Annotated in this window: 25 protein-coding genes; 11 read left to right on the top strand and 14 right to left on the bottom strand. The window is 63.1% G+C overall.

Going from position 1 to position 24776, the window contains the following annotated elements; genetic code table 11:
• Positions 1–209 precede the first annotated feature (209 nt).
• From NF876_RS35050 to NF876_RS35025, 6 genes are all read left to right on the top strand, one after another.
• Positions 210–758, top strand: a complete 549-nt coding sequence (locus NF876_RS35050) for a sigma-70 family RNA polymerase sigma factor (RefSeq protein WP_262272709.1) — start codon at positions 210–212, stop codon at positions 756–758.
• Positions 751–1512 (top strand): anti-sigma factor family protein, encoded by a 762-nt coding sequence (locus tag NF876_RS35045; RefSeq protein ID WP_262272708.1) that lies wholly within the window; start codon positions 751–753, stop codon positions 1510–1512. Before NF876_RS35050 ends, NF876_RS35045 begins: the two co-directional genes overlap by 8 nt.
• Positions 1513–1534: 22 nt before the next feature.
• Positions 1535–2251 (top strand): Bax inhibitor-1/YccA family protein, encoded by a 717-nt coding sequence (locus NF876_RS35040; protein ID WP_262272707.1) that lies wholly within the window; start codon positions 1535–1537, stop codon positions 2249–2251.
• Positions 2252–2292: 41 nt separating this feature from the next.
• Positions 2293–2868 (top strand): DUF2076 domain-containing protein, encoded by a 576-nt coding sequence (locus NF876_RS35035; RefSeq protein WP_262272706.1) that lies wholly within the window; start codon positions 2293–2295, stop codon positions 2866–2868.
• 236 nt (positions 2869–3104) lie between these two features.
• Positions 3105–3860 carry a TerC family protein gene (locus NF876_RS35030; RefSeq protein ID WP_506323693.1) on the top strand — a complete coding sequence of 252 codons (756 nt, stop codon included), beginning with the start codon at positions 3105–3107 and terminating at the stop codon, positions 3858–3860.
• A gap of 70 nt (positions 3861–3930) precedes the next feature.
• Complete coding sequence (locus NF876_RS35025; RefSeq protein WP_262272705.1) at positions 3931–4389, top strand: 4-aminobutyrate aminotransferase; 459 nt, start codon at positions 3931–3933, stop codon at positions 4387–4389.
• A gap of 118 nt (positions 4390–4507) precedes the next feature.
• Here NF876_RS35025 and NF876_RS35020 read toward each other — a convergent pair whose 3' ends face one another.
• From NF876_RS35020 to NF876_RS34995, 6 genes are all read right to left on the bottom strand, one after another.
• Positions 4508–5323, bottom strand: a complete 816-nt coding sequence (locus NF876_RS35020; RefSeq protein WP_262272704.1) for an SURF1 family protein — start codon at positions 5321–5323, stop codon at positions 4508–4510.
• Positions 5254–5664 (bottom strand): cytochrome o ubiquinol oxidase subunit IV, encoded by a 411-nt coding sequence (cyoD, locus tag NF876_RS35015; protein ID WP_262272703.1) that lies wholly within the window; start codon positions 5662–5664, stop codon positions 5254–5256. Before cyoD ends, NF876_RS35020 begins: the two co-directional genes overlap by 70 nt.
• Positions 5661–6287 (bottom strand): cytochrome o ubiquinol oxidase subunit III, encoded by a 627-nt coding sequence (gene cyoC, locus NF876_RS35010; protein ID WP_262272702.1) that lies wholly within the window; start codon positions 6285–6287, stop codon positions 5661–5663. The genes cyoD and cyoC overlap by 4 nt, the downstream gene beginning before the upstream one ends.
• 4 nt (positions 6288–6291) lie before the next feature.
• Positions 6292–8295, bottom strand: a complete 2004-nt coding sequence (gene cyoB / locus NF876_RS35005) for a cytochrome o ubiquinol oxidase subunit I (protein ID WP_262272701.1) — start codon at positions 8293–8295, stop codon at positions 6292–6294.
• Positions 8296–8312: 17 nt separating this feature from the next.
• A complete protein-coding gene (gene cyoA / locus NF876_RS35000; protein WP_262272711.1) occupies positions 8313–9497 on the bottom strand; it encodes a ubiquinol oxidase subunit II in 1185 nt (394 codons plus the stop codon).
• A gap of 116 nt (positions 9498–9613) precedes the next feature.
• The gene (locus NF876_RS34995) at positions 9614–10957 is read right to left on the bottom strand and encodes an MFS transporter (RefSeq protein ID WP_262272710.1); all 1344 of its coding nucleotides are present in this window, start codon (positions 10955–10957) and stop codon (positions 9614–9616) included.
• Between the two features lie 765 nt (positions 10958–11722).
• On the opposite strand from NF876_RS34995, the gene NF876_RS34990 reads away from it, so the two are divergent.
• The 3 genes from NF876_RS34990 to NF876_RS34980 all read left to right on the top strand — a co-directional run bounded on the left by NF876_RS34990 (position 11723) and on the right by NF876_RS34980 (position 14565).
• Positions 11723–11989, top strand: a complete 267-nt coding sequence (locus tag NF876_RS34990) for a hypothetical protein (RefSeq protein WP_262272700.1) — start codon at positions 11723–11725, stop codon at positions 11987–11989.
• A 475-nt stretch (positions 11990–12464) separates the two neighbouring features.
• The gene (locus tag NF876_RS34985) at positions 12465–14144 is read left to right on the top strand and encodes a M10 family metallopeptidase C-terminal domain-containing protein (protein ID WP_262272699.1); all 1680 of its coding nucleotides are present in this window, start codon (positions 12465–12467) and stop codon (positions 14142–14144) included.
• A 109-nt stretch (positions 14145–14253) separates the two neighbouring features.
• The gene (locus NF876_RS34980) at positions 14254–14565 is read left to right on the top strand and encodes a hypothetical protein (protein ID WP_262272698.1); all 312 of its coding nucleotides are present in this window, start codon (positions 14254–14256) and stop codon (positions 14563–14565) included.
• Positions 14566–15286: 721 nt separating this feature from the next.
• Here NF876_RS34980 and NF876_RS34975 read toward each other — a convergent pair.
• The 8 genes from NF876_RS34975 to NF876_RS34940 form a co-directional block, all read right to left on the bottom strand.
• Positions 15287–16582: an NAD(P)/FAD-dependent oxidoreductase gene (locus NF876_RS34975; RefSeq protein ID WP_262272697.1), complete on the bottom strand. Its 1296-nt coding sequence runs from the start codon at positions 16580–16582 to the stop codon at positions 15287–15289.
• An 8-nt stretch (positions 16583–16590) separates the two neighbouring features.
• The gene (msrC, locus tag NF876_RS34970) at positions 16591–17088 is read right to left on the bottom strand and encodes a free L-methionine (R)-S-oxide reductase MsrC (protein WP_262272696.1); all 498 of its coding nucleotides are present in this window, start codon (positions 17086–17088) and stop codon (positions 16591–16593) included.
• 42 nt (positions 17089–17130) lie between these two features.
• Positions 17131–18942, bottom strand: coding sequence for an ABC transporter ATP-binding protein (locus tag NF876_RS34965; protein ID WP_262272695.1), 1812 nt, complete (start codon positions 18940–18942; stop codon positions 17131–17133).
• A 301-nt stretch (positions 18943–19243) separates the two neighbouring features.
• Positions 19244–19786, bottom strand: coding sequence for an MOSC domain-containing protein (locus NF876_RS34960; protein ID WP_262272694.1), 543 nt, complete (start codon positions 19784–19786; stop codon positions 19244–19246).
• Positions 19787–19827: 41 nt separating this feature from the next.
• Entirely contained in the window at positions 19828–20277 is a 450-nt protein-coding gene (locus tag NF876_RS34955; RefSeq protein WP_262272693.1) for a DUF488 domain-containing protein, read from the bottom strand.
• A gap of 9 nt (positions 20278–20286) precedes the next feature.
• A complete protein-coding gene (locus NF876_RS34950) occupies positions 20287–20862 on the bottom strand; it encodes a cyclase dehydrase (protein ID WP_262272692.1) in 576 nt (191 codons plus the stop codon).
• Between the two features lie 11 nt (positions 20863–20873).
• A complete protein-coding gene (locus tag NF876_RS34945; RefSeq protein ID WP_262272691.1) occupies positions 20874–22046 on the bottom strand; it encodes a zinc-dependent alcohol dehydrogenase in 1173 nt (390 codons plus the stop codon).
• 114 nt (positions 22047–22160) lie between these two features.
• Positions 22161–22607 (bottom strand): NUDIX hydrolase, encoded by a 447-nt coding sequence (locus NF876_RS34940; RefSeq protein WP_262272690.1) that lies wholly within the window; start codon positions 22605–22607, stop codon positions 22161–22163.
• A 228-nt stretch (positions 22608–22835) separates the two neighbouring features.
• On the opposite strand from NF876_RS34940, the gene NF876_RS34935 reads away from it, so the two are divergent.
• Together NF876_RS34935 and NF876_RS34930 are read left to right on the top strand one after the other, a co-directional pair.
• Positions 22836–23609 (top strand): inositol monophosphatase family protein, encoded by a 774-nt coding sequence (locus NF876_RS34935; protein ID WP_262272689.1) that lies wholly within the window; start codon positions 22836–22838, stop codon positions 23607–23609.
• A 120-nt stretch (positions 23610–23729) separates the two neighbouring features.
• Positions 23730–24776: an ABC transporter substrate-binding protein gene (locus NF876_RS34930; protein WP_262272688.1), complete on the top strand. Its 1047-nt coding sequence runs from the start codon at positions 23730–23732 to the stop codon at positions 24774–24776.

The raw sequence follows: 24776 nt of genomic DNA, 5'->3' as shown, positions 1-24776 counted from the left end.
TCAGCCACCCGCACCCGCAGATCGAGAGAATAGCAGTGACCCATGATCCACCTCCCGTTCCACAGAGTGAATCACAGATCTCACCAAGCCAAAACCCCGGGAGTCGGATTTCCTGTCCGGTGCTCTAGCGCGCCGGACCCGCTCAGGGGCCGGCGCAAAAAAACGGCACGAGCCCGGATTAGGAACGTCGCCGGCGGCGTATACTTGGCATGAACGACGTGAAGCGCATGGATGTCATCAGCCTTTTGGGTCCGTTGCGGCGCTACGCCCGTTCCCTGACCCGGGACGAGGCCCAGGCGGAGGATCTGGTTCAGGATGCGCTCGTGCGCGCTTACGAGCACAAGGCCTCATTCAGGCCCGGCGGCAATCTGCGGAGCTGGCTGCTCTCGATTCTCCACAACGCCTTCATCGACAATCGGCGCCGCCGCATCGCGGAGCTGCGCCGCCTGGAGCAGGCTGCCGAGCTGGCGGAGACGGCCGCCGTGCCCGACCAGGAGAGCCGCGTGCGGCTTCAGCAGGTTCAGGCGGCCTTCATGAGCCTGCCGGACGAACAGCGGGCAGCCCTGCATCTGGTTGCGATCGAAGGCCTGTCTTACCAGGAGGCAGCCACGGCGCTCAAGATTCCGATCGGCACGCTCATGTCCCGCCTCGGGCGCGCTCGCGCAACGCTCCGGGATTTTGAAGCAGGCCATGACCGGCCGGGGGAGCCCTCAGCCAAGCGGCCCGGTCTGCGCATCGTTGGAGGATCCGATGTCTGACCCGATCACCGAAACGGATCTTCTCGCCTATGTGGATGAGCAGCTCGACGCTGCCAGGCGGATCGAGGTCGAGGAGCATCTGGCCCGCGATCCCGAAGCGGCTGCGCGCATCATGGCGGACCTGAAGGATCGGGACGCTCTCCGGCTGCTCCACGGGCCCCCCCTGCCCCGCCCGAGAGAGTCCATGCTGGCAGCCGGAGCGCGCCTCGAGCGGGCCCTCGCCTGGCGGGAGGTCGGACTGAAACTTCGCCGCATCGCGGCCGTCGCGGCCCTCATCGGGATCGGCTGGTTCGCTCATGGTCAGGTGGGTCTGGGCATCACCGACAGCGAGGCCTCCCCCAAGCCGCCGGCTTTTGTCGAGGATGCGGTTCATTCCCACGCCACCTCGCTCCTGCGGGCCCGCATGACGTCCCAGCGCCAGACGACGGATTTCAATGCCGCTGAGATCCGTGCGGAGACTGGGATCGAGCTTCCCGCCTTCCCCAGTGACTGGGTGGTGCGGGACGTGCAGGTCTTTCCATCGCGGCACGGCCACAGCGTCGAGATCGCCATCGATGCAGGCTCGCTCGGGCGGCTGTCGCTGTTCGCCGCCCAGGTCCCCGCGTTCGACGTGATCTCTCCGACCTCCGCGCGGATCGAGAACGCGCAGGCCGTCTACTGGCAGCGCGGCCCGCTTGCCTATGCCCTGACGGGCACGGCAAGCGACAAGGCCATCGAACGAGCAGCCCTCCGCCTGTCCCACACGCTTCGTTGATCCCCCACCAAGAGGACTTGAGATGAATACACCTTATGCATGGCAAACCGCCGCAGCGCGCCCCAGCGGCGCCCTCTTCGACGAGGGCCTGCGCCAGCACATGCTGCGGGTCTACAACTACATGGGACTGGGGCTCGTGGTGACGGGCCTCGTGGCATTCGTCGTCGCCTCGACGCCTGCCCTCTACGTGCCGATCTTCCAGACACCGCTCAAGTGGGTGGTGATGCTGGCGCCATTGGCCTTCATCTTCTTCTTCTCGTTCCGCATGGACCGGATGACCGCGGCTTCCGCACGCACGGCCTTCTTCGCCTTCTCGGCCGTGATGGGTCTGTCGCTGGCATCGGTGTTCCTGGTGTTCACCGGCGCGAGCATCGCCCGCACCTTCTTCATCACCGCCACCATGTTCGGCGCCACCAGCCTCTATGGCTACACGACCAAGCGCGACCTCTCCCGGTTCGGCTCGTTCCTGGTCATGGGCCTGATCGGCATCATCATCGCCTCGCTGGTCAACATCTTCCTCGCGTCGAGCGCCCTGCAGTTCGCCATCTCGATCATCGGCGTGCTCGTGTTCACCGGACTGACCGCGTACGACACGCAGACCATCAAGGAGCAGTATGCCGAAGGGTTCGGCCACGAGGCCAACGGCAAGATGGCCGTGTTCGGCGCTCTCTCGCTCTACCTGAACTTCATCAACCTGTTCCAGCTGCTTCTCAGCCTTACGGGGCAGCGGGAAGAATAATCTCTCCACCACACCGTCATTGCATGAGAGGATCCACATTTATGGACCATCAGGACCGTCAGGCCATCGAACAGCTCTTCGGCAAGATCGCGCAGGTCGAGCGCCAGTCCACCCCCCCGGACGCCCAGGCGGCGGAGTTCATCCGGTCGCAGATGGGGCAGCAGCCCAACGCCCCTTACTACATGGCTCAGACCATCGTGGTGCAGGAGCAGGCGCTGAGCGCTGCCCAGGGGCGCATCCAGCAGCTGGAGCATGAACTCGCCAGCCGCCCCGCAGGCGGAGGCGGCTTCTTGGCCGGCCTGTTCGGCGGGCAGTCCCGCCCGCAGCAGCAACCCTCGTACCAGCCCTATCAGCAGCCGATGCAGGGCATGCCGCCTCACACGGCATCCGGCATGATGGGCGGCATGGCACAGCAACGCGGCGGGGGCGGTTTCCTGGCCGGCGCGGCCCAGACTGCGATGGGTGTCGCGGGCGGCGTGCTCATCGGCAACATGATCGCCGATGCCTTCGGGGGTGGAGACGAGGCGAAAGCCGCCGATACCGGGCAGGCCGAGCCGCAGCAGGCGGCCGCCGAAGACTCCGGCGGCGATGATTTCGGCTTCGAAGAGGACATCTGAGTCCGATCGACGATGGGTCGGCCCACCCGACAAGGCTGGCCGCCCGCTACCTCCCGTCACGGGAGCAAGAGCGTGGCCCTGCCGGCGCGTCCCGGGCTCGCAAGCGCTGTCTGACCCCGCCGGGATCTTCACACCTCCCCAAGCATCCATGACGGAACACCGGGCCGGTCAACATCGTTGCCAGCGGCGGGCTGGGGGCGCCCTCGCCCGGCCAGGGTTAAAATAAGGAACATCGCGTGGACTTTTCCTGGCTCTCGGATCCGACGGCCCTTGTCGCCCTGGCGACCTTGGTCGTCATGGAGGTGGTGCTCGGCATCGACAACCTGATCTTCATCTCGATCCTCACCAACAAGCTGCCCGAGCATCAGCGCTCCAAGGCCCGGCGAATCGGGATCGGCCTGGCGCTGATCCTGCGCCTCGGCCTGCTCGGCACCATCGCGATCATCGTCACCCTGACGGAGCCGATCTTCACCGTCTTTGGCCACGCCTTCTCCTGGCGCGACCTGATCCTGATCGGCGGCGGTCTCTTCCTCGTCTGGAAAGCCACGAAGGAAATCCATCACAACGTCGATCCGAGCCCCACGGACGACGTGTTCGATACCGCCAAGGCGACGATGACCTTCGGCTCGGCGATCACCCAGATCCTGCTGCTCGACCTCGTCTTCTCACTGGACAGCATCATCACTGCGGTCGGCATGACCGATATCGTGATGATCATGGTGATCGCGGTCGTCGCCGCCGTGACAGTCATGCTCCTGGCGGCCAACCCGCTGGCCCAGTTCATCCACAATAATCCGACCGTGGTCATGCTGGCGCTCGGCTTCCTGTTGATGATCGGCATGACGCTGATTGCGGAAGGATTCGGCGCCCACGTGCCCAAGGGCTACATCTACGCCGCGATGGCATTCTCGGCCCTGATCGAAGGCTTGAACATGCTCTCGCGACGCGCCGCGCGACGGAAGAGTGCGGCGAGTCCGTCCGTCAACCGATAAAGGGAGCGAGGAAGCCCGTCGGTCGACGCACCTTCCTCTCCCGACCCGAAGATCTGAATGGTAGATTGGGATGATCAGCCTCGCGCGCCTCGCCGTATTCTCCTTTGCTCTCCTTGGCGCCTTTGCGGCCTCCGGCGGCGGAAGCCTTGCCCAAGGCAACAGCGCGTATCGAAGCGCCGACGCGGTGGCCGGCAAGTCCCATCGCCTGGGTGTGTATGGAAATGTTCAGAAGGATTGCACATCCGGACCTCTGCCGACGATCAGGGTGGTGACGCCTCCCAGGCATGGCGAAATGAATGTCCGGAGCGGCACCTTGAAAGCGGGACGCATCGCGCGCTGTCCGAATCTCGCCGCCAAGGCGCAGGGCATCTTCTACACGGCGAACTCCTCGTACAGGGGAAGCGATGAACTGACCTATGAGGTTCGCTCGGCCAGCGGCAAGGTGGAAAGCCATACGGTCAGGATCATGGTGAAAGAAGCGCCGCCCTCGGGAGCTGCGCCAAATCCCGATTCAGATCAGGATCTGTGAGCTCGCACCGCCTTGAACCGGTCATCCCCGGCGGCTGACCGCGAGGGCCAGGGTGCAGTCGCCGGCAGCTCTGGCGATGCTCCGTTGCAGGCTCGGTTCCATCGCGATGCAGGTTCTGTCAGGGTTCCCGTGGATTGCGAATGCGTGACCCAAGCCAGCCTGGCCGGAGTTGATCCAGGTTGACAACAAGGGCGCCCGCTGCGGCCATCAGCGCCAAAGCAGCCCAGGTGAGCGCATAAACGAGATGGTTGTTCGAGAACGCAATGACCGTCAAACCACCGACCGGAAGGCCTGCTTCGCCCGGCGCGCGTTCGGCATCGATGAAGTAGGGCGCGACCTCACCCAACCCGCGCGCCGAGGCGATTGCCACCACGTCGCGGGAGAACCAGCGGTTGGACCCGGGATCGTTCGTGCGCAGGAAAGCGCCTCGCGGCTCGGAGACGCGCAGGAGGCCCACGACCGTAACAGGGTTCTGGCCCGGTCGCCAGGCGGTCGGGTCCCGCCCGGACGCGGGAACGAAGCCGCGATTGACGAGGATCGTCGTCCCGTCGTCCCGCGCCAGGGGCGTCACGACCCAATACCCGCCGCCCAGTTCCGTCACGGCCTGGACAAGCGTCGAGCGATCCTCGATCCAGGTTCCGGTTACCTGCACGCGGCGATACGCGTCCGCCGCCGTCACGCTGGCCCACCGTTCCGGTCCCGGCGCAGGCACCGGGCTCGCATGGACCCGAGCCTCCACGCGCTCGATCAGGTCGAGCTTGTAGGCGCGGCGATGGACCTGCCAAACGGCGAGCGCGACGAGAAGAGCCACGATCAGGATCGCCACCCCGTCGAAAGCGACCAGCGCGGCGATCCGTCTGCCCGTCAGGGTCGTTGCAGCGCCTCGTGCGGCGACATCGGCATCATGTTCTGGTCCATGTGGTACATAACCCATATCGAGCCAACCAGCGTGATGACGACAAGAATGAGGGTGAACAACAGGGCCAGAAAGGTCCAGCCGCCCTCCGACTTCGTGTTCATGTGCAGGAAATAGATCATATGGACGACGATCTGTGCCGCAGCCAGCGCGATGACGACGATGCTCGTCGTGCGTGCGTCGCCCAGCACGTCGCCCATCACGAGCCAGAACGGGATGGCCGTGAGGATGACGGACAGGATGAAACCCGTCATGTAGCTTCTGAACGTACCCTGGGCGCCATGGGCACGATGCTCCCCGTGCACCTGGCTTTTGCCGTGCGACTCTCCGGCAGTCCCGGGTTCGGCGACCTGGCTCATCGCATGACCCCTATCAGATAAACGAAGGTGAAGACGCCGATCCAGACCACGTCGAGGAAGTGCCAGAACATGGAGAGGCACATGAGCCGGCGCTGATTCTCCAGGATCAGCCCACGCCGGCGCACCTGGACCATCAGCGTGATGAGCCACAGGATGCCGAATGTCACATGCAGTCCGTGTGTTCCCACCAGGGCGAAGAACGAGGACAGAAATGCACTGCGCTGGGGCGTCGCGCCCTCGCTGATCAAGTGCGAGAACTCATAAAGCTCGATCCCGACGAAGGCGGCTCCGAACAGACCCGTGACCGCCAACCAGGCGAGGGTCTGCCTGATCCGGTCCCTGTCCATCTCCAGCATGGCGAAGCCATACGTGATCGAGGACAGCAGCAAGAGACTCGTGTTGACGGCGACGAGCCGCAGATCGAACAGGTCGGCCCCCGACGGTCCCGCTGCGTAGTTGCGGCCGAGTACGCCATAGGTCGCGAACAGAACCGCGAAGATGAGGCTGTCCCCCATCAGGTAGATCCAGAAGCCGAACAGCGTGCCTCCATCCCCGTGGGCGTGCTCTTCCTGCTCGTAGAAGACGGGCGCCGTGGCACCCGGTGGGGGCGTCGTCTCATGCATCGGCTCAAGCCCCTCCTGCGGGCTGGGCCATTCTCTGGCCTTCAATTCGGACGACCTCCTCGGCCGGAATAAAGTAGTCCCGGTTGTAATTGAACGTGTGGACGATGGCCGTCGCGATGAGAGCGACGAACGAGAGGGCGGCCAGCCACCAGATATACCAGACCAAGGCAAAGCCCAGGACGGTGCTCAATCCGGCCAGAATGACGCCTGTGCCCGTGTTCTTGGGCATGTGGATCGGCCTGAACCCCTCCAAGGGATGGTCATAGCCGCGCTTCTTCATGTCCCACCACGCATCCAGATCGTGGACCACGGGCGTGAAGGCGAAGTTGTAGGGCGGAGGCGGCGAAGTCGTCGACCATTCGAGCGTTCGCCCGCCCCAGGGGTCACCCGTGAGGTCGCGCAGCTTCTCACGCCGAACATAGCTGATGAAGAGCTGGAACACGAATGCCGCGATCCCCGCCATGATGATGAAAACGCCGATCGCGGCGATTGTCAGGTAGGGCTGGACGGCCGGATCCTCGAAGTGCTGGGTCCGCCGGGTCACGCCCATGAGTCCCAGGATGTAGATCGGCGTGAACGTGGTCCAGAAGCCAACCAGCCAGCACCAGAACGAGACCTTCCCCCAGAATGGGTCGAGCTTGTAGCCGAAAGCCTTCGGGAACCAATACTGGACCCCTGCAAGCAGGCCGAACACCACGCCGCCGATAATGACGTTGTGAAAGTGAGCGACCAGGAACAGGCTGTTGTGCAGGACGAAATCGGCGGGCGGCACGGCCAGCAACACGCCGGTCAGGCCGCCGATCACGAAGGTCGGGATGAAGCCTATGACCCAGATGAACGGCGTCTCGAACCGGATCTTGCCCCGGTACATGGTGAAGAGCCAGTTGAACACCTTCGCTCCGGTCGGGATGGAGATGATCATCGTCGTGATCCCGAAGAAGGCGTTGACGTTGGCGCCGGCTCCCATGGTGAAGAAGTGGTGCAGCCAAACCAGCCAGGATACGAGAGCGATCACCATCGTGGCATAGACCATCGACGTGTAGCCGAACAGCCGCTTGCTGCAAAAGGTCGAGACGACCTCGGAATAGATCCCGAAGGCAGGCAGGATGAGGACGTAGACCTCCGGATGCCCCCAGATCCAGATGAGGTTCATGTACAGCATCGAGTTGCCGCCGAAATCGTTCGTGAAGAAGCGCGTTCCCACGTAACGATCGAGCGCGAGGAGCACCAAGGTTGCGGTCAGAACCGGAAAGATCGTGACGATGATGGCGTTGCTGGCCAGCGTCGTCCAGGTGAAGACCGGCAGCTTCATCATCGTCATACCGGGAGCGCGCATCTTCACGATGGTTGCGATCAGGTTGATACCGGACAGCGTGGTTCCGACACCCGCGATCTGCAGCCCCCATATGTAGTAATCGACCCCGACACCGGGGCTGTAGGCGGCGCCAGACAGCGGCGGGTAGGCGAGCCAGGTGGCTCGCGAGAACTCGCCCACGAACAGGGACATCATCGTGAGAACGGCCCCTCCGGCCGTCATCCAGAAGCTGAAGTTGTTGAGAAACGGGAAGGCCACGTCACGCGCGCCGATCTGCAACGGCATGATGTAGTTCATGACGCCGGTCACGAAGGGCATCGCCATGAAAAAGATCATGATCGAGCCATGGGCCGTGAAGACCTGGTCATAATGGTGCGGCGGAAGATATCCCTCCGCCGCGCCGACCGACAACGCCTTCTGCGTGATCATCATGACGGCGTCGGCGAAGCCGCGCAGCAGCATCACGATCGCCAGGATGACGTACATGATGCCGATCTTCTTGTGGTCGACGCTCGTGAACCATTCCCGCCAGAGATAGCCCCACTGCCCATACCAGGTGATCGCGCCGACGAGCCCCAGGCCGCCCAAGGCCACGACGATGAAGGTCCCGAGCAGGATCGGCTCGTGGTAGGGAATGGCTTCGAGCGACAAGCGCCCGAAGAGGAGTTGGCTGAGATCTGAGTTCGAGAACATGCGGATGCCCGTCCGGATCAGTGCTGGTGGGGGTCGGCAGGTCGAGGGTTCAGTTGGGACGGCGCGGGACCACTGCCGGCACCGGGCGGGGCCGTACCCTGCCCTCGGTCGTTCGGTCCTTCGCCGGGTTGGTCGCGCGGCATCACGCCCTGGGGCTCTTCGAGACTCCTGGGCGCGCGGCCGGAGGCCGGGAAAGTCGCGCCGGACGGTTCGGTGCCGCTTTCCAGGCGGCGGCCGTCGTAGTCCAGCCGCTTGCGGTTCTCCTCGCTTTCCTCGGCGGCGCCGCCCATCCTGTCGATGTGATGCATCTCGTGCACGCACATTTGGCCAGGCGCGACGCACAAGCCCAGGATGGCGTCGAAGAGCCCCTCCTCCACCGAGCCGTATTGGCGGACCGGTTCCTCCTCGCTCGGCTTCTCAAGCTTGAGATAGGCTTCACGGTCCAGGGGCGTCCCGGCCGACTTGGCCTTTGCCACCCACTCGTCGAAGCCCTGCGGCGAGAGACTTCGGAAACCGAAGTTCATGCGTGAAAAGCCCGATCCGCTGTACATCCCCGAGAGGCCGGTGAACTCCCCTTCCTGGTTCATCACGGCTTGGAGCTTCGTCTCCATGGCCGGCATGGCGTAGATCATGCCGGCAAGAGCAGGGACGTAGAACGTGTTCCAGACGGAGGACGACGTGATCCGGAAGGAGATCGGCGCGTTCACAGGGGCGGCCATCTCGTTCACGCTCGCGACACCGTACTCGGGATAGATGAACAGCCATTTCCAGTCGAGCGCCACGACTTCCACGGTCAGGGGCTTCACGTCGACGGGCACCGGCTTGCCGGGCGCGATCCGGCCGAGAGGCCTGTAAGGGTCGAGCGTGTGCGTGCTGATCCATGTCATGGCGCCGAGTGCGATGATGATGAGCAGTGGGATCGTCCAGATAACCACCTCGAGCTGTGTCGAATGGTGGAAGTCCGGGTCATAGGTCGCATCGTTGTTCGAGGCTCGGTAGCGCCATGCGAAAATGAACGTGAGCGCGATCACCGGCACGATGACGAGAAGCATGAGCGCGGTGGATGCAATGATGAGGTTACGCTGCTGAACCGCGATATCGCCGGAGGGGTTCATGACGACCAGATCGCATCCGGCGAGAAGCCCTGCGACGGCGATCAGGGCGAGACCACGGAGAGATCTGCGCCGCCAGGACGTGAGCAGGCGGCGTGCAGAGGGCGGTTGAGTGGGAAACTTGGCCAGGGCAGTCACTCCATGATTCCCCGCAGATCCGTACCTCGAGACGTATTCCGATGGATCCCGATCGGCTTCCGCATGCTTCAGACCTGACGGATTTCCGAGCGGGACAGGCTCAACGCCACGAGGGTCGTGACAGCCCCCGACAGCAGGTACAGGCCGACGCAAGCAAGACCGTATCGGGCCGACAGGAAGAGGACGATCAGCGGCGCAAAGCCCGCGCCAAGCAGCCAGGCGAGGTCATTGGTGAGGGCCGCGCCTGTATAACGGTATCGCTGCGCGAGCTGCGACGTCACTGCACCGGACGATTGTCCGTACGATAGGCCGAGAAGCGCAAAGCCGGCATTGACGTAGATCGTCTGGCCGATCGCATTTTCCTCGATGATCAAGGGAGCGATGGTGCTGCAAATCGCGAAGACGGCAATGAGACTTGCGGAGATCAGGAGGAGCCTTCGGCGTCCGATTTGGTCGGCGATCAGCCCGGAAGCGACGACCGCGACCGCACAGATGAAGGCGCCGGAGCATTGGACCATCAGGAACTCTCCAGCGGAACGCTCGGTGAACAGAGTGATCCAACTGATGGGAAAGACGGTCACGAGATGGAAGAGAGCGAAGCTCGCCAGCGGGATCAGCGCCCCGACCAGGAGAACTCCCGCGTGGTTCCGGATCAGCGGCAGGATGGGCGACGGTTCGAGCCGTCGGCGTTCGAGCAGCCGGGAAAACTCTTCAGTCGCGACGAGCCGCAAGCGTGAGAACAAGGCCACGACGTTGATGGCGAAGGCGCAAAAGAACGGATAACGCCAGCCCCAATCCAGAAAATCGGCCTCTGACAGGTTAAGCATAAAGAACGCGAACAGCACGCTGGCAACCATGAATCCGAGTGGTGCACCCAATTGCGGTATGGCGGCGTAGAAGCCTCGTCGCTCGACGGGCGCGTTGAGAGCCAGAAGGGATGCAAGCCCGTCCCATGCGCCGCCCAGGGCAAGGCCCTGGCCAATTCTCAGAACACCGAGAAGATACAGGGACCATGCGCCAATCTGAGCGTATCCGGGCAGGAAAGAGATCGCCATGGTGGAGAAGCCGAGCAGAAACAGCGCGATGGTCAGCTTGACGCCCCGGCCATGGCGGCGGTCGATCGCCGTGAAGATGATCGAGCCGACCGGCCGGGCGACAAAGGCCAATGAGAACATGGCAAACGAATAAAGCGTTGCCGTCACAGGTTCCGCGAAGGGGAAGAACACCTTTGGGAACACCACCACCGAGGCGATGGCAAAGACGAAAAAGTCGAAATATTCCGCAGCGCGACCGATGATCACCCCGATGGCGATCTCGCTTGGAGCAACCTTGTGATCGGTGGACACCAAGCGCGCGTCGCGCTCAAGGGGCGTGGAGGATGAATGTGACCCTTGAACCTGATCCATCGTCATCTGGGTCATAGCCTCCAGTGAGAATAGTTCAGCCCAGCCGGTAGATCCGGTTCAGACCTGCAGAGGCCTGTCTTCCCGCTACGCGATCCGAGGCTCCGTCGCCGTCATCGAGGTTAGAGTTAACCGCAGGTTTTAGGGCTGATGACTGGTTCAGCAACCAGCATCGCCAAGCATTTTCCTGTGCGACACCGGATTTTGCTGTTCGGACAGCGGGCCGACGCAAGTGCAGCGCGGTCCGGAATATCGTCAAGTTCCGATGTAACGGTATGACCCTGGCCCGAGTCGGGGCCGCTTCGGTGGCAGGACCGTCAAGTCCTCCACGACATAGTATAGACAGCGAGTGGCGGCGAGGCGATCACGCCGCGGGAGCCGGTGAATTGGCCTCCCCTCTCGACCTTGGGCTGAACCGCACCACGAGCGATATTCTGTTCTTTTCCGCTCCCTCGTATCGTCCACGCCGGTCGTCATCTGCCGCGGTTGGGGGATGATGCCGGCGAAACCGCCGTCCCGTGTCGGGCCCCGGTGTCGTCAATGTTACCAATCTGATACCAGGTGGTCTCGGGCTCCCGCGACGGGCGAAACGCAGGGCTCAAAACCTGCCCGCACCCGGCTCCCGCCCAAGCTCCGGATCATTCCCCGGATCCTGTCCGAAAGTGCAGTTTCTTTAGCGCGGCAGCTTTGCAATACTTGTCTGAGGAAATGTCTTGTTCGCAGGCGTTCCGACCAAAATGACTGAAGGAAAACCTTCGGCATATGGGGGAAATCATGAAAAACATGGCCGATGCGCCCGGAGTCGTCGATCCATACGCAACCCTTGAGAAAATCCTCAAAGTGATTGGCCGATCCTGGTTGAGCGAGGAGTGGCGCCTGGAAGACATCCGCCTCCTTGCTCAGGAGGCCATCACGGAGCGGGGTAAGACGAAGGGCGGAAAGGCCGTCAGGGTCGCCGCGCCACCCCTCGAACCGCAGATCCGCTTCGAACCGGGTATCCACCGAACCTCGGTCAAACGGGGCAACCGCCTCCCCTCCTAGCGCATCGGACGTGACCCAGAGGACCGCGTCAGCGACCCGCTTTCGTCCGCACGATGCGCTCGCCGTCTTCAGACCGGGACGGGTGTTTTCTCCAGGGAGCCGTCAGGGCCCGCCTGAGAAGACAGGCTTTGAGCTCGGAAGCGGCATGCCATGAGCAATGCCCTGCGGCATGTTGTCGAACGAGCCGGCAGCCAAACACATCTGCTTTCGATAAGGCCGGAAACTGCCTATAGCTCCCGGAGCGACTCATTCGCGCGAGATCAAACCAGTCAAACGAATCTCGTCGGGGCTCGGATCAGAACATCAGAACAGTTACGAGGTAACAGTCCCGTCCCGGACGGGTTCCTCTGCCGAGCTTAAGTCTTTTGGAAGGGCCTTAGGTTACCCTTCAAACACCGCCCTGCTTTCGGTTCGCCGGCCGATCGCCGTGCGAATGTTCGCCTTCATCATTTCTGCTCTATCCGTTTGAAGAATCATGCCTGCTGTCGAAACGTACAATCCCACGGGAAATGCTTACATCGATGCTGTTCTCGGTACGATGAAATGGGTACCGAGCAATCTGACTTATAGCTTTCCCGCAACGGCCGCCTCTTACGGATCGTCCTACGGGGGCGGCGAAACCGCGAAGGGTTTTGGCGCATTCAACGATGCCCAGCAGGCCATTGCGCGCTCCGCATTGTATCTCTACGCGGCAGTCAGCAATCTGACCTTCCAGGAGCAGAGCGGAGCCGGCACGTCTTCCGCCGATCTGCGGTTCGCGCAATCGGACGTGCCCAGCACGGCCTGGGCCTATTTTCCGACAACCGACGCGACAGGCGGCGATGTCTGGCTCAACAATTCCAGCCGCAGCTACGCAAGCCCGGCGAAGGGCAACTATGCCTACCCCACGATCATGCATGAGATCGGGCACGCCCTTGGGCTTGAGCATTCGCATGAGGGCAACATGCCCCTTGATCGAGACAGCCTGGAATACACCGTGATGAGCTACCGCTCCTACGCGGGCGCTTCGACCGGCACGGGCTACACCAACGAGACCTGGGGCTACCCCCAATCCCTCATGATGTACGACATCGCCGCTATCCAGCACATGTATGGTGCGAACTACGGGTTGAACGGTGGCGACACGAGCTATGCCTGGAGCCCCACGACGGGCGAGATGTTCATCAATGGCGTTGGCCAGGGTGCCCCCGGCGGCAACCGGATTCTGCTGACTATCTGGGACGGCGGCGGCATCGATACGTACAACTTCAGCAATTACACCACCGGGCTTTCCATCGATCTCGAGCCTGGAGCCTGGACGATCACATCCCAGGAGCAGCGCGCAAAACTATATTGGGACGGATCGAAACTCGCTGCCGGCAACATCGCCAACGCGTTCCTTTATCAGGCTAGTGAACGCTCTCTCATCGAAAATGCCTCCGGCGGTTCCGCAAGCGATGTGATCAAGGGCAATACGGCCAGCAACACGTTGCAGGGCAGTGGTGGCGACGACAAGCTCTATGGCCAAAGCAACGATGACATTCTGATCGGCGGGAGTGGCGGCGACTTTCTCAGTGGCGGAAGCGGCTCGGACACGGCGAGCTACATCACCGCGAAGGCAGCTGTGACAGCCGATCTTCAATCTCCCTCAGGCAATCGGGCAGATGCCGCGGGCGACACCTACGAGAGCATCGAGCACCTGACCGGCAGCGCGTTCAACGACATGCTCCACGGCAACGGTGCTTCCAATGCCATTCGCGGAGAAGACGGGAAGGACTCTCTTTTCGGGCGCGGCGGCAATGATACGCTCGAAGGCGGGTCCGGCAGCGACAAGCTGTATGGTCAGAGCGGCAAGGATCTGCTCATCGGAGGAAGCGGCGCAGACGTCTTCGTCTTCCAGGCCATGAGCGATTCTCGCAAATCCACCGTGGATACGATCACCGATTTCCTCCGCGGCTCGGACCATATCGACCTTCGCGGGATCGATGCCAACACCAAGGTCGCAGGCAATCAGGCCTTCAGCTTCATCGGCAAGACTGCGTTTCATGGTAAAGCGGGGGAACTGCGGTTTGCTGATGGCATCGTGTCGGGCGACGTGAACGGCGACAGATCCGCAGACTTCAAAATCAAGGTCGCAGACCTGACCGCGCTGTCGAAGAACGACTTCTATTTGTGATCAGACTTTCGTGATCGATCGTTCGGGCAGACCGGGGTTGCCACCTGGCGAGGGATGGTGCGAGGAGAAAGGCCCCGGAACCGAACCGATTCCATCGCGGGAGCCATGCATGCAACCCTCCATCGCCGCCTGTCTCATCCTGCTCGCCGGAACACTCGCGCCGGCCATTGCGCTGGCAGCCGACAGCGAGCGGCCGCTTCCGGAAACCGATCTGGCCGCCCCCTTCCACACGAAGGAGCGCACCTATTTCCGAGAGCATCGCCTGCGCGCGTACGAACGCTCCCGTGCGGATATGCGCCAAGGCGCCACCTGCACGACGCCGAAAGGCGTGTGCTGGATCGCAGAGCCCTTGTCCAAGAACAGTGACTGCACCTGCGAAAGCCGGCGCTTCGGAACGGTCCACGGCACAATTGGTGGCTGACTCAAGCATCGGACGTGTCATCGATCTCACGCCCGGTGCTTCAAGCTTTTGTTGTGGAGCATCTTTTCGCGCAAAACCGGTTCCCACTTTTGCGCACGATGCTCTAGGCCCGCGCCACTCCCGGATCGAAACGTTCTCCCGTCATGGCCGGCCGGTCATCACCCGCCTCTCGCCGGCCATCCCGATTGCTTCGGGCGCAGCGCTTCAGACGACCGGGATCACCGGGACAAGCCCGGTGATGACGTGGAGGTTGTGTGAGCGGGTGGTGATGCGGCTGGCGACCATGGCAGTGGCGCCACGCCTCCCACGATCCCCCACACGTCATGGCCGGCCTTGTGCCGGCCATCCCGATCCGGTGGGGCGCGGCGCCTCTCGGATCGAGATCACCGGGACAAGCCCGGTGATGACGTGGAGGGGAGAGACGTCTTTCCCGATCGTCCGATGCTCTGGCTTTTGCCTGGAGCATCTTTTCGCGCAAAACCGGTTCCCACTTTTGCGCACGATGCTCTAAAATAATCCGTTAACCATCTGGACAGACACCAAGCTCAGGCATTATCCCCATTGTGAACCTTCCGGCTTTTGAGGAAGCACGATGGAACAGACGGGAAAACGCCACCCCGCCAACGATGCCTTGGCCTATCTCATGAACCTTGTCGCACTCGCGTTCAGCTTCAGCTGCCTTTGGATTGTCGCATCCGCGGCCAAAATGTAATTCAGTATCTCAACTCTGGCGAGAGCGGAATTCCCTGGCCGCATCGGCGAGCTGATAACTCCAATAGGTGAGCTGGGCGGCGGCGCGACCGATGATGCCGCCGTTCCACGTCAGACCGAACGGCGCGAAGAGACGGTAGCGGTCGCTCTCGCCGGTAATGCCTTCCGCGACCACCGTACCGCCGATCGCCGTGGTGTTCATACCGTGGCCCCCGAAAGCCGTGCAGTACCAGACGCCCGGCTTCCATGTCCCGATCTGCGGCATCAGGTGTCGGGCGTACGACATGAGACCCGACCAGGCGATCTCCACGTTCAGCCTGGATAGCTGCGGATAGGTTGTCACCATCTCCCGTTTGAGCAGGGCCGCGATGTCGCGCGGATCGGTCGTTCGGGTGGTGATCCGTCCTCCCCACAGAATGCGGCTTCCCCCATCAACCAAGCGGTAGTAATCCCCTGCCCGCCGATCGTCCAGAACCGCCGCCTGGGTGCGAATGGCTCCCTGGACCAGGTCCGGCGACGGCTCGGTCAGGAGAACATAAGTGGCAATCGGCAGGAATGCGCGTTTCAGCGCGGGCAGCACGCCGTCCGTATAGCCGCCCGTTGCAAAGACCACGTGCTCGGCAGAAATCTCCGCGCCCGTCGTGCGGACGATCTTGCGGCCCTCCTCGAGATCTGCCGCCGTCACGGGCGAGTGCTCGTGAATGGCGACGCCCAGCCGCTTCGCCTCGCGCGCCAAGGCCCACCCGTAATTCAAGGGATGGAAGTGAAAAGCGCCCTCGTCCAGAACGGCCTCGTGGTATCGGGGCGACGCGAGCATCTCTCTCACCTCGGCCCGGGGCAGGTAGCGCAGCGCTTGACCGAACTGGCACTGCTGACTTTCACTGGCGGCCTGCAAGGCTCCCCGCGAGTCATAGCGCAGTGCCTTTGCGATCCCCGGCACCGGATGAGCATCCTTGATGCCGAGTTCGTCGATCCCCCTGCGCACGATCTCGACGCCTTCCATCGAAAGCCGGAACAGCTCTCGCGCGTGGTCGGACCCCACGCGCCGCTCGATGGCGGAGAAGCCCGTCGCATAGCCTGCGGAGACAAAGCCGCCATTGCGGCCGGAGGCGCCCCAGGCAATCCGACGGGCTTCGAGAAGAACGACCTTCCGTCCGCTGCGCGCGAGCTTCAGCGCCGCCGTCAGGCCGGCGAGGCCGCCGCCGATGATACAGACATCCGCCTCCATGCGGCCCGCCGCCATCGGATAATTGTCCGGGACGGCGGCCGTGCGGCTGTAATAGGTGTCGAGATAGGCGGCGTGCATGCGTCGGGCTAAAGCGTGAGGTCGGAAGCCTTGAGATAGATCCCGACCAGCGCCTCGCAGCCCTGACGGTCCTCTTCGTCGAACCGGTTCGGGCTGGGGCTGTCCAGATCGAGGACGCCCAGAACCTTGCCGTCCTTGATGAGAGGCACGACGAGTTCGGAGCGCGAGGCACTGTCGCACGCGATGTGGCCCGGGAAGGCATGCACGTCCGGCACCACGATGGGCTCCCTGCGCTCGGCGGCCGCGCCGCATACGCCACGACCGACCGCGATCCGCACGCAGGCCGTCTTGCCCTGGAACGGCCCGAGAACGAGTTCCGATCCGCGCATGAAATAGAAGCCCGCCCAGTTCAGATCCGGCAGGAACTGGTAGATCAGGGCAGACATGTTGGCGGCATTCGCGATGGCGTCCGGCTCACCCTCCAGAAGTCCGGAGAGCTGCTGGGCGAGAGAAGCGTAAAAGTCCCGCTTGCTGTCGGAGACCGGAATATCTTTGACTTCAAACATGGCAATTTCCTTAGAGTTTTCAAAGGATTTTGTCCAGACGTCCTATTCTGCGGCCATATCGGACCTGGCCCCTTTTGCGAGATCCAGACCCTGGTGGTCGCAGAGTCGGCGGTAGAGTCCACCTTTTGCGTAGAGCGTGAGGTGGTCCCCCTCCTCCACGATCCGCCCCCTGTCGAACACGACAATGCGGTCGAGAGCCCGCACCGTGGAAAGCCGGTGTGCGATCACGACCGAGGTCCGCCCCACCATGAGCCGCTCCATGGCCTGCTGAATCAGCATCTCCGATTCCGAGTCGAGGGCCGAGGTCGCCTCGTCCAGGATCAGAATAGGCGCGTCCGCCAGGAAGGCGCGCGCGATGGCGACCCGCTGCCGCTCGCCGCCCGAGAGCTTCACGCCGCGCTCACCCACGAGCGTCGAGTAGCCTCTGGGCAGCCCCATGATGAACTCATGCGCATTGGCGAGGTGCGCCGCCCGCTCGATGTCGGCCATGGAGGCGCCGGGGCGCCCGTAGGCGATGTTCTCGGCCAGGGTGCGATGGAACAGGATCGGTTCCTGCTGCACGATCGCAATCTGCGAACGCAGGGACGCCTGCTCGGCCTGAGCGATGTTCTGCCCGTCGATCAGGATCTGGCCACCCGTCACGTCGTAGAGACGCTGGATCAGCTTGACGAGCGTGGTCTTGCCGGAGCCCGACGGCCCCACGAGGCCGACGCGCTCGCCCGCCCGGATCGTCAACGACAGATCCCGATAGAGCGGAGTCTCGTGTCCGACATAATGGAACGTGACACGCTCGAAGGCGACCTCGCCGCGGGAGATGTGGATCGGCCTCGCGCCGGCACGGTCAGGAACACCGATGCGCTCCCGGTGGATCTCGACGAGCTCCTCCATGTCATTGACGGAGCGGCGCAGGTTGTTGATGTGCATGCCGACATCGCGCAGGTATCCGTGGATCACGAAATACGTCGTGAGCACGTAAGCGATATCGCCCGGCGTCGCACGATCCTGCCACCACAGCCAGATGGCCGTTCCGATGATGGCGGCGCGGATGCCGAGCAGCGCGATGAACTGCACCGTGCCGCTGTTGGTGCCCCGTTGCCAGACGCGCCGGGTGCGGCTCTGCCACTTCCCCAGCACCCGGGTCAGGCGCCTGTCCTCACGGATCTCGGCGCCGAACGCCTTGACCACCGGGTTGCAGCTCAATGCATCCGCCAGAGTGCCGCCGACACGGGTATCCCACGCATTCGCCAGCCGCGCCGCAGGCGCGACATAGAGGGTCGCCAGGAAGCCCGTCATGACGATGTAGGCCAGCGCGCTCACCCCGATGACGAGCCCCATCACGGGCCAGCGCAGGCCCAGGATGATCATCGAGCCAGCCAGCACCGTGAGAGAAGGCAACAGGGCCAGCAGGAGCGTATCGTGCATCAGGTCGAGCGCCCACATGCCGCGCGTGATCTTGCGCACGGTGGAGCCGGCGAAGGAGTTTGCATGCCAGTCGGTCGAGAACCGCTGCACGCGCGCGAACGCATCCTGCGCGACGCGTCCCATGACCCGCAGCGTGAGCTCCACGATGCCGTAGAAGGCCAGATGGCGCATGACGATCATGAGCAGGCCGAGGCCGGTCATGAAGGCGAAGGCGACCAGCGCCGCATGCAGGGCCGCGTCGCGGTCGCCGCTGTCCGCCGCGATGGCATCGACGAGCCGTCCCGCGAAGACGGGCATGAACACGTCGGCCAAGGTCGAGACCATCATGGTCACCATGATGAGCACCACGTAGCGCGGCTCTTCACGCCAATGGCGGAAGGTGAATGTCAGGACATCGCGGGTAGCGTCCCCGCTTTTCTTCGACTGGATCATGGAAGCGAACAGGCGGCGCTCGGAGCGCGCGCCTCTCCCCGGAAGAGTGAAGAGCGACCATAGAAACGCCGGCCTACAGCGTCCGGTGCCGCTCGAAGATCATCACACGTGATAGCTTGGTAAGGTTTGCCGGGCCTCGGTGCCCCGCCTGGTCCGACCTAGAGTCGGGACGCGGGAGGAACGTTCAGCAAGCACATAGAAGCCATGCAGTCCTCCCTCTCTAGAAATTAAACCTAGGCTTAAAGTAGTCCAGTTCCTTCAACTTGGCAACCGCAGTTTTGTTGCAAGTGCGTCCGGACCTTCATACGACTTCGAGCGGCCGGTATGGTTCGGGCGGCAATTCCAGTCGAACGGGATCCCCCGCCCTCACCTCGCCGCCTTCGACGACGATCGCCATGATTCCGGATTTTCGGACAAGATTTCCATGCGGGTCCTTTCCGAGCACAGCCTTCATGAGGCCTTTCCGGAAGCGATCGATCTGCACACACGGGTTTCGCAGCCCCGTGACCTCGATCACGGCTCCCGCGCCGATGAGCAGGCGCGCGCCCACCGGCAGGCGGAGGAGGTCGATGCCGCGCGTCGTGACATTCTCGCCCATGTCGCCGGCCGAGACGTCGAACCCCGCCTCGCGCAGTTCGTCATGCAGTTCGGCATGAATCAGGTGAACCTGCCGCAGATTCGGCTGGGTGGGGTCCTTGGCCACCCGGGAGCGATGCTTGACCATCGTGCCGAGATGCGCGTCGCCCTCGACCCCGAGGCCTGCGAGAAGACGGATGACATCCCGATTGGGCTTGCTGAAGCTGTGGCTGGGACTTGCGCTGACCGCGGTGACGAATGCCTGCATCGGGTGTCTCGGCCGAACGGGAGGTTCTCTCCCTTGTAGCGTCAGAGGACCGACAGATCCACGGTCTCGAAGCCCTTCTCGGCCAAATGCCGCGCCAGGACGCGGCGGTGGCAATTGGCGGGATCACGCTCGAAGCAGAGAAGGCAGATCGGCCGGGTCAGGGCCAGGGCTTCGAGTTCCCGAAGGGATTCCTGGGCCGGTCCCGTCGCCAGAACCTCGTCGCAATAGATCCGGCGCATCAGTTCGCCGTCACCCGCGCGCGCCGCCTGTCGTCCCGCCTTCGGCGTCCCGAGCCGGATGAAATGCTGGTAGCCGATATCCTGGCTCGCCAGTGCGTCACGCAGAGCCGATTTCGAGAACCCACGCTTGCGCGAGAGCGCGACGGCCCGCACATCTGCGAGAACCGAAACACCGGCATCCTTCAAAGTCGCGAGGAAGCGGTCCACGTCCGCTCCCTCGTATCCAACCGTAAATACCTGCGGCTTTGTCATGCCGTTAGGTCACATAGACGGCTGCGGATGTCGAGGCGCCTCAGGTTGCGTGTAGGGCCGCAGCGCTTCCGGCGTGCGGAAGTCGGGCGGCACCTCGAAATCCCGCGCCGCGCCATGGCTCTGCTCGATGCCCCGAGGATAGCCGGTGCGGCCGGAGTAATCCTGCATCGGCGGCAGCGGATGGGGACTCTCGCGACTGAGGGTCTGGGCGCAATACACATCGAGGGCCGTCACGCCGGCAACAGCCGCCATGGCGATCCCGACATTGCCCTTCTTGGGGTTGTTGCCCTCGAGCGCGGTGGCCAGGGTCGCCAAGTCGAGCCCGTCACCCGCGACGCGGCCCCAGATCCACGGCGTCGGATCCTTCGATGCCAGAATGCCGATGCCGGTCGCGATCTCGCGGACGCCGTAGCCTGCGATCAGGCCCTCCTGCCCTTTCATGCCCAAAGCCCGCGCCAGGGCACGAGGCGCCGCGATCTCGGCAATTCCAAGAGCAATGGAAAACAGCCCGAGCCCACGGGCGAGAGTGTCGGTCGCCGTATCGGCATGACCACGGCGTCGCGTTCTTTCGGTTTCGTAGCGCATGCTCTCACCTGTCAGGGTTTGATGACGACCTTGATGCAACCGTCCTGCTTGTCGCGGAAGACCTTGTACATGTCGGGTCCTTCGTCGAGGGACACGGTATGCGTGATGACGAAGGACGGATCGATCTGGCCATCCTCGATCCGACGCAGGAGGTCGTCCGTCCAGCGGTTCACATGCGTCTGGCCGGTGCGGATGGTCAGCCCCTTGTTCATGATCGCCCCGAACGGGATCTTGTCGAGCAGGCCGCCATAGACGCCAGGAATCGAGAGGGTTCCGGCCGGTCGGCAGACATAGGCCATCTCGCGCAGCACGTGGGGACGATCCGTCTCCATCATCGTCGCCTGCTTCACGCGGTCATACATCGAATCGATCGTCGCGGTCGCATGCGCCTCCATGCCGACTGCATCGATGCACTTCTCCGGCCCCCGGCCGTTGGTGAGTTCATTGAGCCGCTCGATCACGCTCTCCTCGTCGAAGTTGATCGTGACGGCGCCTCCGGCCTCCGCCATGGCCAGACGTTCGGGGACCCGGTCGATGGCGATGACCTGCTTCGCCCCGAGCAGAATGGCGCTGCGGATCGCCATCTGTCCAACCGGGCCGCACCCCCAGATCGCGACCGTGTCTGTCGGCTGGATGTCGCACTGAACCGCCGCCTGCCAGCCGGTGGGGAAGATGTCGCTGAGAAAGAGGAGCTTCTCGTCGGGAATGCCGTCCGGCACCTTGATATGGGTTGCATCGGCGAAGGGCACGCGCAGGTACTCGGCCTGACCGCCCGCATAACCGCCGGTCAGATGCGTGTACCCGAAAAGGCCTGCCGTCGTATGGCCGAAGGCCTTGGCGGCGATGTGCCCGTTGCGGTTCGTCCGTTCGCAGACCGAGAAATTGCCGCGCTTGCACTGATCGCATTCGCCGCAGATGATGGTGAACGGGATCACCACGCGGTCGCCCACCTTGAGCTTACCTTTCGACTCGGCTCCGACGTCGACGACCTCGCCCATGGTTTCATGGCCCATGATGTCGCCGGACTTCATCCCCGGCATGAAGTGATCGTAGAGATGGAGATCCGAGCCGCAGATGGCGCAGCTCGTCACCTTGATGATCGCGTCGCGCGGATGCTCGATCCGGGGATCGGGAACCGAATCGCAACGGATGTCCGTGGTGCCATGCCAAACCAGCGCCTTCATCGAAATCTCCTCGCATGCCTGTGAATGGCCAAGCTCCGCCGCCTGGCCGCATTCGTCACAGGAAAGACTTCTTGAAGGGCTTTGCGTTCCCGGAAGCGGCCCGAAATCTGCTCACTATTCCGCGGCGGCGCCGTCCAGGACGTGATCGGGCAGGCTCAGGATCAGATCGGCGAGTGCCGGCTCCAGAACCTGATGGGCGGCCTCCTCGACCGGAAACCATTGCGACTTCCGCTGCCCCTTTTCGCGCCAGGACTTGAGCTGCTTGGAGACTTCGAGCGGATAGACGTTGACGCGGCACAGGTCGAAGTGAGCAGCCCGACGCTTCCAGTAATCATAGGAGCCGAGGGGCCTGTTCCTGATCTCGCCCTTGACGCCAGCCTCCTCCTCCGCCTCCTGGGCGGCGGCCTTGTGGGGCTTCTTGCCCTTCATGGGCCAGCCTTTCGGTATCAGCCAGCGCTTGGTCTCGCGGGACGTGACGAGAAGGACCTCGAGCTTGCCGTCCTTGATCCGGAAAGGGAGTGCCGCAACCTGGCTGAGTTCTTCTTTTGGGGTCTGGGGCATTCGACGAGAGTAGGACTCCTCATGGGATAGTTTGTAACGTAGATGATTTGAGCCGGCTAAGAAAGGGTAAAAATCGAAAGCTGCCAAGACCGGCGAAAGCTGCCAAGACCGGCGTCGGCCTTATACGATTCTCCATCCTCTCAAAGCTTTGTGACCGCCTCATAACAATGGAAGCTTCCATTTTGATCCAGAAGGACGCCCGCCGTGATGCCGACCGAGAGCCTGGACATGAGATTCGCCGCAGCCTGCGCCATTGCCCGGGAGGCCGGCGTACTGGCCCGCAAGCGCTTCCTGGAACGACCGCGGTCGCAACGGCCGGACTTCAAGGGACCTCAGGACTTCCTCACGGCCACCGACGCGGAGGTGGAGGAATTGATCCGCGGTCGCCTGAGCCATCTGTTCCCCGGGGATTCCTTCTTCGGTGAGGAAGGAGGCGGCTCCTTCGGGCGCGATGTGTGGGTGGTCGACCCCATCGACGGCACGGCGAATTTCGCCCGAGGGATCCCTCACTTCGCCATCTCGATCGCCTTCGTGCGCGAGAACCGGGTCGAGATCGGCGTGATCTACGACGTGATGCATGCCGAGCTTTATACGGCCCAGCGAGGTCGGGGCGCCATCCTCAATGGAGAGACGATCCGTGTCAGCGGCCTCGACGACATGAAGCAGGCCACCGTGGAGGCAGGGTGGTCGCCGCGCCTGCCGCCCGAGCCCTACATCGCCGTGGTGGACAAGCTCAAGACGGCGGGCGCCAACGTGCGCCGTGCCGGCTCGGGCACGCTGGGCCTTGCTTACGTCGCGGACGGGCGCATCGACGCCTATTGCGAACTCCACATCAATTCCTGGGATGCCCTGGCGGGTCTCTTGATCATCGAGGAAGCCGGCGGCTGGACCAACAACTTCCTGGCCGAGGATGGCCTCAGGAAAGGCAATCCCGTTCTGGCCTGCACGCCCGGACTGGCCGCTGCCCTCACCCAGGCGACAGGGATCGCGAAAGAGCCCTGAGACCGCATCTTATTCTAAAGATTCAGATTTGGAGCGCCGGCCAGGCACTTGACCCGCCGCCACAATGGGGGGAGCTTAGCCGACCAACCAAAAACAAGAACGGCATCACGGGAGGATAGAATGAACGCTAAGAAGAATCTCGTTGCGGCAACCATGCTGGCGGGGACCATGACGGCCCTGTCCTTCGTGTCCGCCGGAACGGCTCAGGCGCAGGGCGCGCTGGTCATGTATTGCGGCGTGCAGGAGGAATGGTGCCGGGCCATGACGACCGCTTTCGAGCGCGAGACGGGCATCAAGGTTTCCATGACCCGCAAGAGTGCGGGCGAGGTCTACGCCCAGGTCAAGGCCGAGGCGGCCAATCCTCGCGCGGATATCTGGTGGGGCGGCACGGGCGATCCGCATATGCAGGCTGCCGAGGAAGGCATCACCGAAGAGTACAAGTCGCCGAAAATGGGCGAGTTGCAGGACTGGGCCGTGCGCCAGTGGGAGCAGTCCAAGGGGCGCACCGTCGGCATCTATTCCGGTGCTCTCGGCTTCGGCTACAACACGGAACTCGCAGCGTCGAACAAGATCGGCGAGCCGAAATGCTGGGCGGATCTGCTGAAGCCCGAGTTGAAGGACGAGGTGCAGGTCGCCGATCCGAACTCCTCCGGCACCGCCTATACGCTGCTCGCCACCATCGTGCAGATCATGGGCGAGGACAAAGGCTTCGAGTACCTGAAAGCCCTGCACAAGAACGTCAATCAATATACCAAGTCGGGCGCCGCCCCGGCCAAGGCCATGGCGCTCGGCGAGACGACGGCGGGCATTGCTTTCATGCACGACATCGTCACGATGGTGGTCGACAAGGCACCCGTGAAGGTGGTCGCCCCCTGCGAAGGCACGGGCTACGAGATCGGCTCCATGTCGATCATCAAGGGGGCCAAGAACCTGGACAACGCCAAGAAATTCTATGATTGGGCGCTCACCGCGGATGCCCAGAAGCTCGGCGCGGAAGCCAAGTCCTACCAGGTGCCGTCGAACAAGAGCACGCCGGTTCCGCCGCAGGCTCCGAAGCTCAGCGACATCAAGCTGATCAACTTCGATTTCGCGAAATACGGCTCGTCAGCCGAGCGCAAGCGCCTCCTGTCCAAGTGGGACAACGAAGTGAAGAACCTCCCGAAATAG

It is taken from the genome of Microvirga yunnanensis, from assembly GCF_025460875.1.
The sequence above is the reverse complement of the archived record's forward strand: the minus strand, read 5'-3'. Positions and strand labels throughout refer to the sequence as shown.

What these genes read in the sequence shown, in the direction of transcription:
- NF876_RS35050 (WP_262272709.1), top strand. Translation starts at nt 210, where the DNA reads ATGAACGACGTGAAGCGCATGGATGTCATCAGCCTTTTGGGTCCGTTG.
- NF876_RS35045 (WP_262272708.1), top strand. Translation starts at nt 751, where the DNA reads ATGTCTGACCCGATCACCGAAACGGATCTTCTCGCCTATGTGGATGAG.
- NF876_RS35040 (WP_262272707.1), top strand. Translation starts at nt 1,535, where the DNA reads ATGAATACACCTTATGCATGGCAAACCGCCGCAGCGCGCCCCAGCGGC.
- NF876_RS35035 (WP_262272706.1), top strand. Translation starts at nt 2,293, where the DNA reads ATGGACCATCAGGACCGTCAGGCCATCGAACAGCTCTTCGGCAAGATC.
- NF876_RS35025 (WP_262272705.1), top strand. Translation starts at nt 3,931, where the DNA reads ATGATCAGCCTCGCGCGCCTCGCCGTATTCTCCTTTGCTCTCCTTGGC.
- NF876_RS35020 (WP_262272704.1), bottom strand. Translation starts at nt 5,323, where the DNA reads ATGGGTTATGTACCACATGGACCAGAACATGATGCCGATGTCGCCGCA.
- cyoD (WP_262272703.1), bottom strand. Translation starts at nt 5,664, where the DNA reads ATGAGCCAGGTCGCCGAACCCGGGACTGCCGGAGAGTCGCACGGCAAA.
- cyoC (WP_262272702.1), bottom strand. Translation starts at nt 6,287, where the DNA reads ATGCATGAGACGACGCCCCCACCGGGTGCCACGGCGCCCGTCTTCTAC.
- cyoB (WP_262272701.1), bottom strand. Translation starts at nt 8,295, where the DNA reads ATGTTCTCGAACTCAGATCTCAGCCAACTCCTCTTCGGGCGCTTGTCG.
- NF876_RS34995 (WP_262272710.1), bottom strand. Translation starts at nt 10,957, where the DNA reads ATGACGATGGATCAGGTTCAAGGGTCACATTCATCCTCCACGCCCCTT.
- NF876_RS34990 (WP_262272700.1), top strand. Translation starts at nt 11,723, where the DNA reads ATGAAAAACATGGCCGATGCGCCCGGAGTCGTCGATCCATACGCAACC.
- NF876_RS34985 (WP_262272699.1), top strand. Translation starts at nt 12,465, where the DNA reads ATGCCTGCTGTCGAAACGTACAATCCCACGGGAAATGCTTACATCGAT.
- NF876_RS34980 (WP_262272698.1), top strand. Translation starts at nt 14,254, where the DNA reads ATGCAACCCTCCATCGCCGCCTGTCTCATCCTGCTCGCCGGAACACTC.
- NF876_RS34975 (WP_262272697.1), bottom strand. Translation starts at nt 16,582, where the DNA reads ATGCACGCCGCCTATCTCGACACCTATTACAGCCGCACGGCCGCCGTC.
- msrC (WP_262272696.1), bottom strand. Translation starts at nt 17,088, where the DNA reads ATGTTTGAAGTCAAAGATATTCCGGTCTCCGACAGCAAGCGGGACTTT.
- NF876_RS34965 (WP_262272695.1), bottom strand. Translation starts at nt 18,942, where the DNA reads ATGATCCAGTCGAAGAAAAGCGGGGACGCTACCCGCGATGTCCTGACA.
- NF876_RS34960 (WP_262272694.1), bottom strand. Translation starts at nt 19,786, where the DNA reads ATGCAGGCATTCGTCACCGCGGTCAGCGCAAGTCCCAGCCACAGCTTC.
- NF876_RS34955 (WP_262272693.1), bottom strand. Translation starts at nt 20,277, where the DNA reads ATGACAAAGCCGCAGGTATTTACGGTTGGATACGAGGGAGCGGACGTG.
- NF876_RS34950 (WP_262272692.1), bottom strand. Translation starts at nt 20,862, where the DNA reads ATGCGCTACGAAACCGAAAGAACGCGACGCCGTGGTCATGCCGATACG.
- NF876_RS34945 (WP_262272691.1), bottom strand. Translation starts at nt 22,046, where the DNA reads ATGAAGGCGCTGGTTTGGCATGGCACCACGGACATCCGTTGCGATTCG.
- NF876_RS34940 (WP_262272690.1), bottom strand. Translation starts at nt 22,607, where the DNA reads ATGCCCCAGACCCCAAAAGAAGAACTCAGCCAGGTTGCGGCACTCCCT.
- NF876_RS34935 (WP_262272689.1), top strand. Translation starts at nt 22,836, where the DNA reads ATGAGATTCGCCGCAGCCTGCGCCATTGCCCGGGAGGCCGGCGTACTG.
- NF876_RS34930 (WP_262272688.1), top strand. Translation starts at nt 23,730, where the DNA reads ATGAACGCTAAGAAGAATCTCGTTGCGGCAACCATGCTGGCGGGGACC.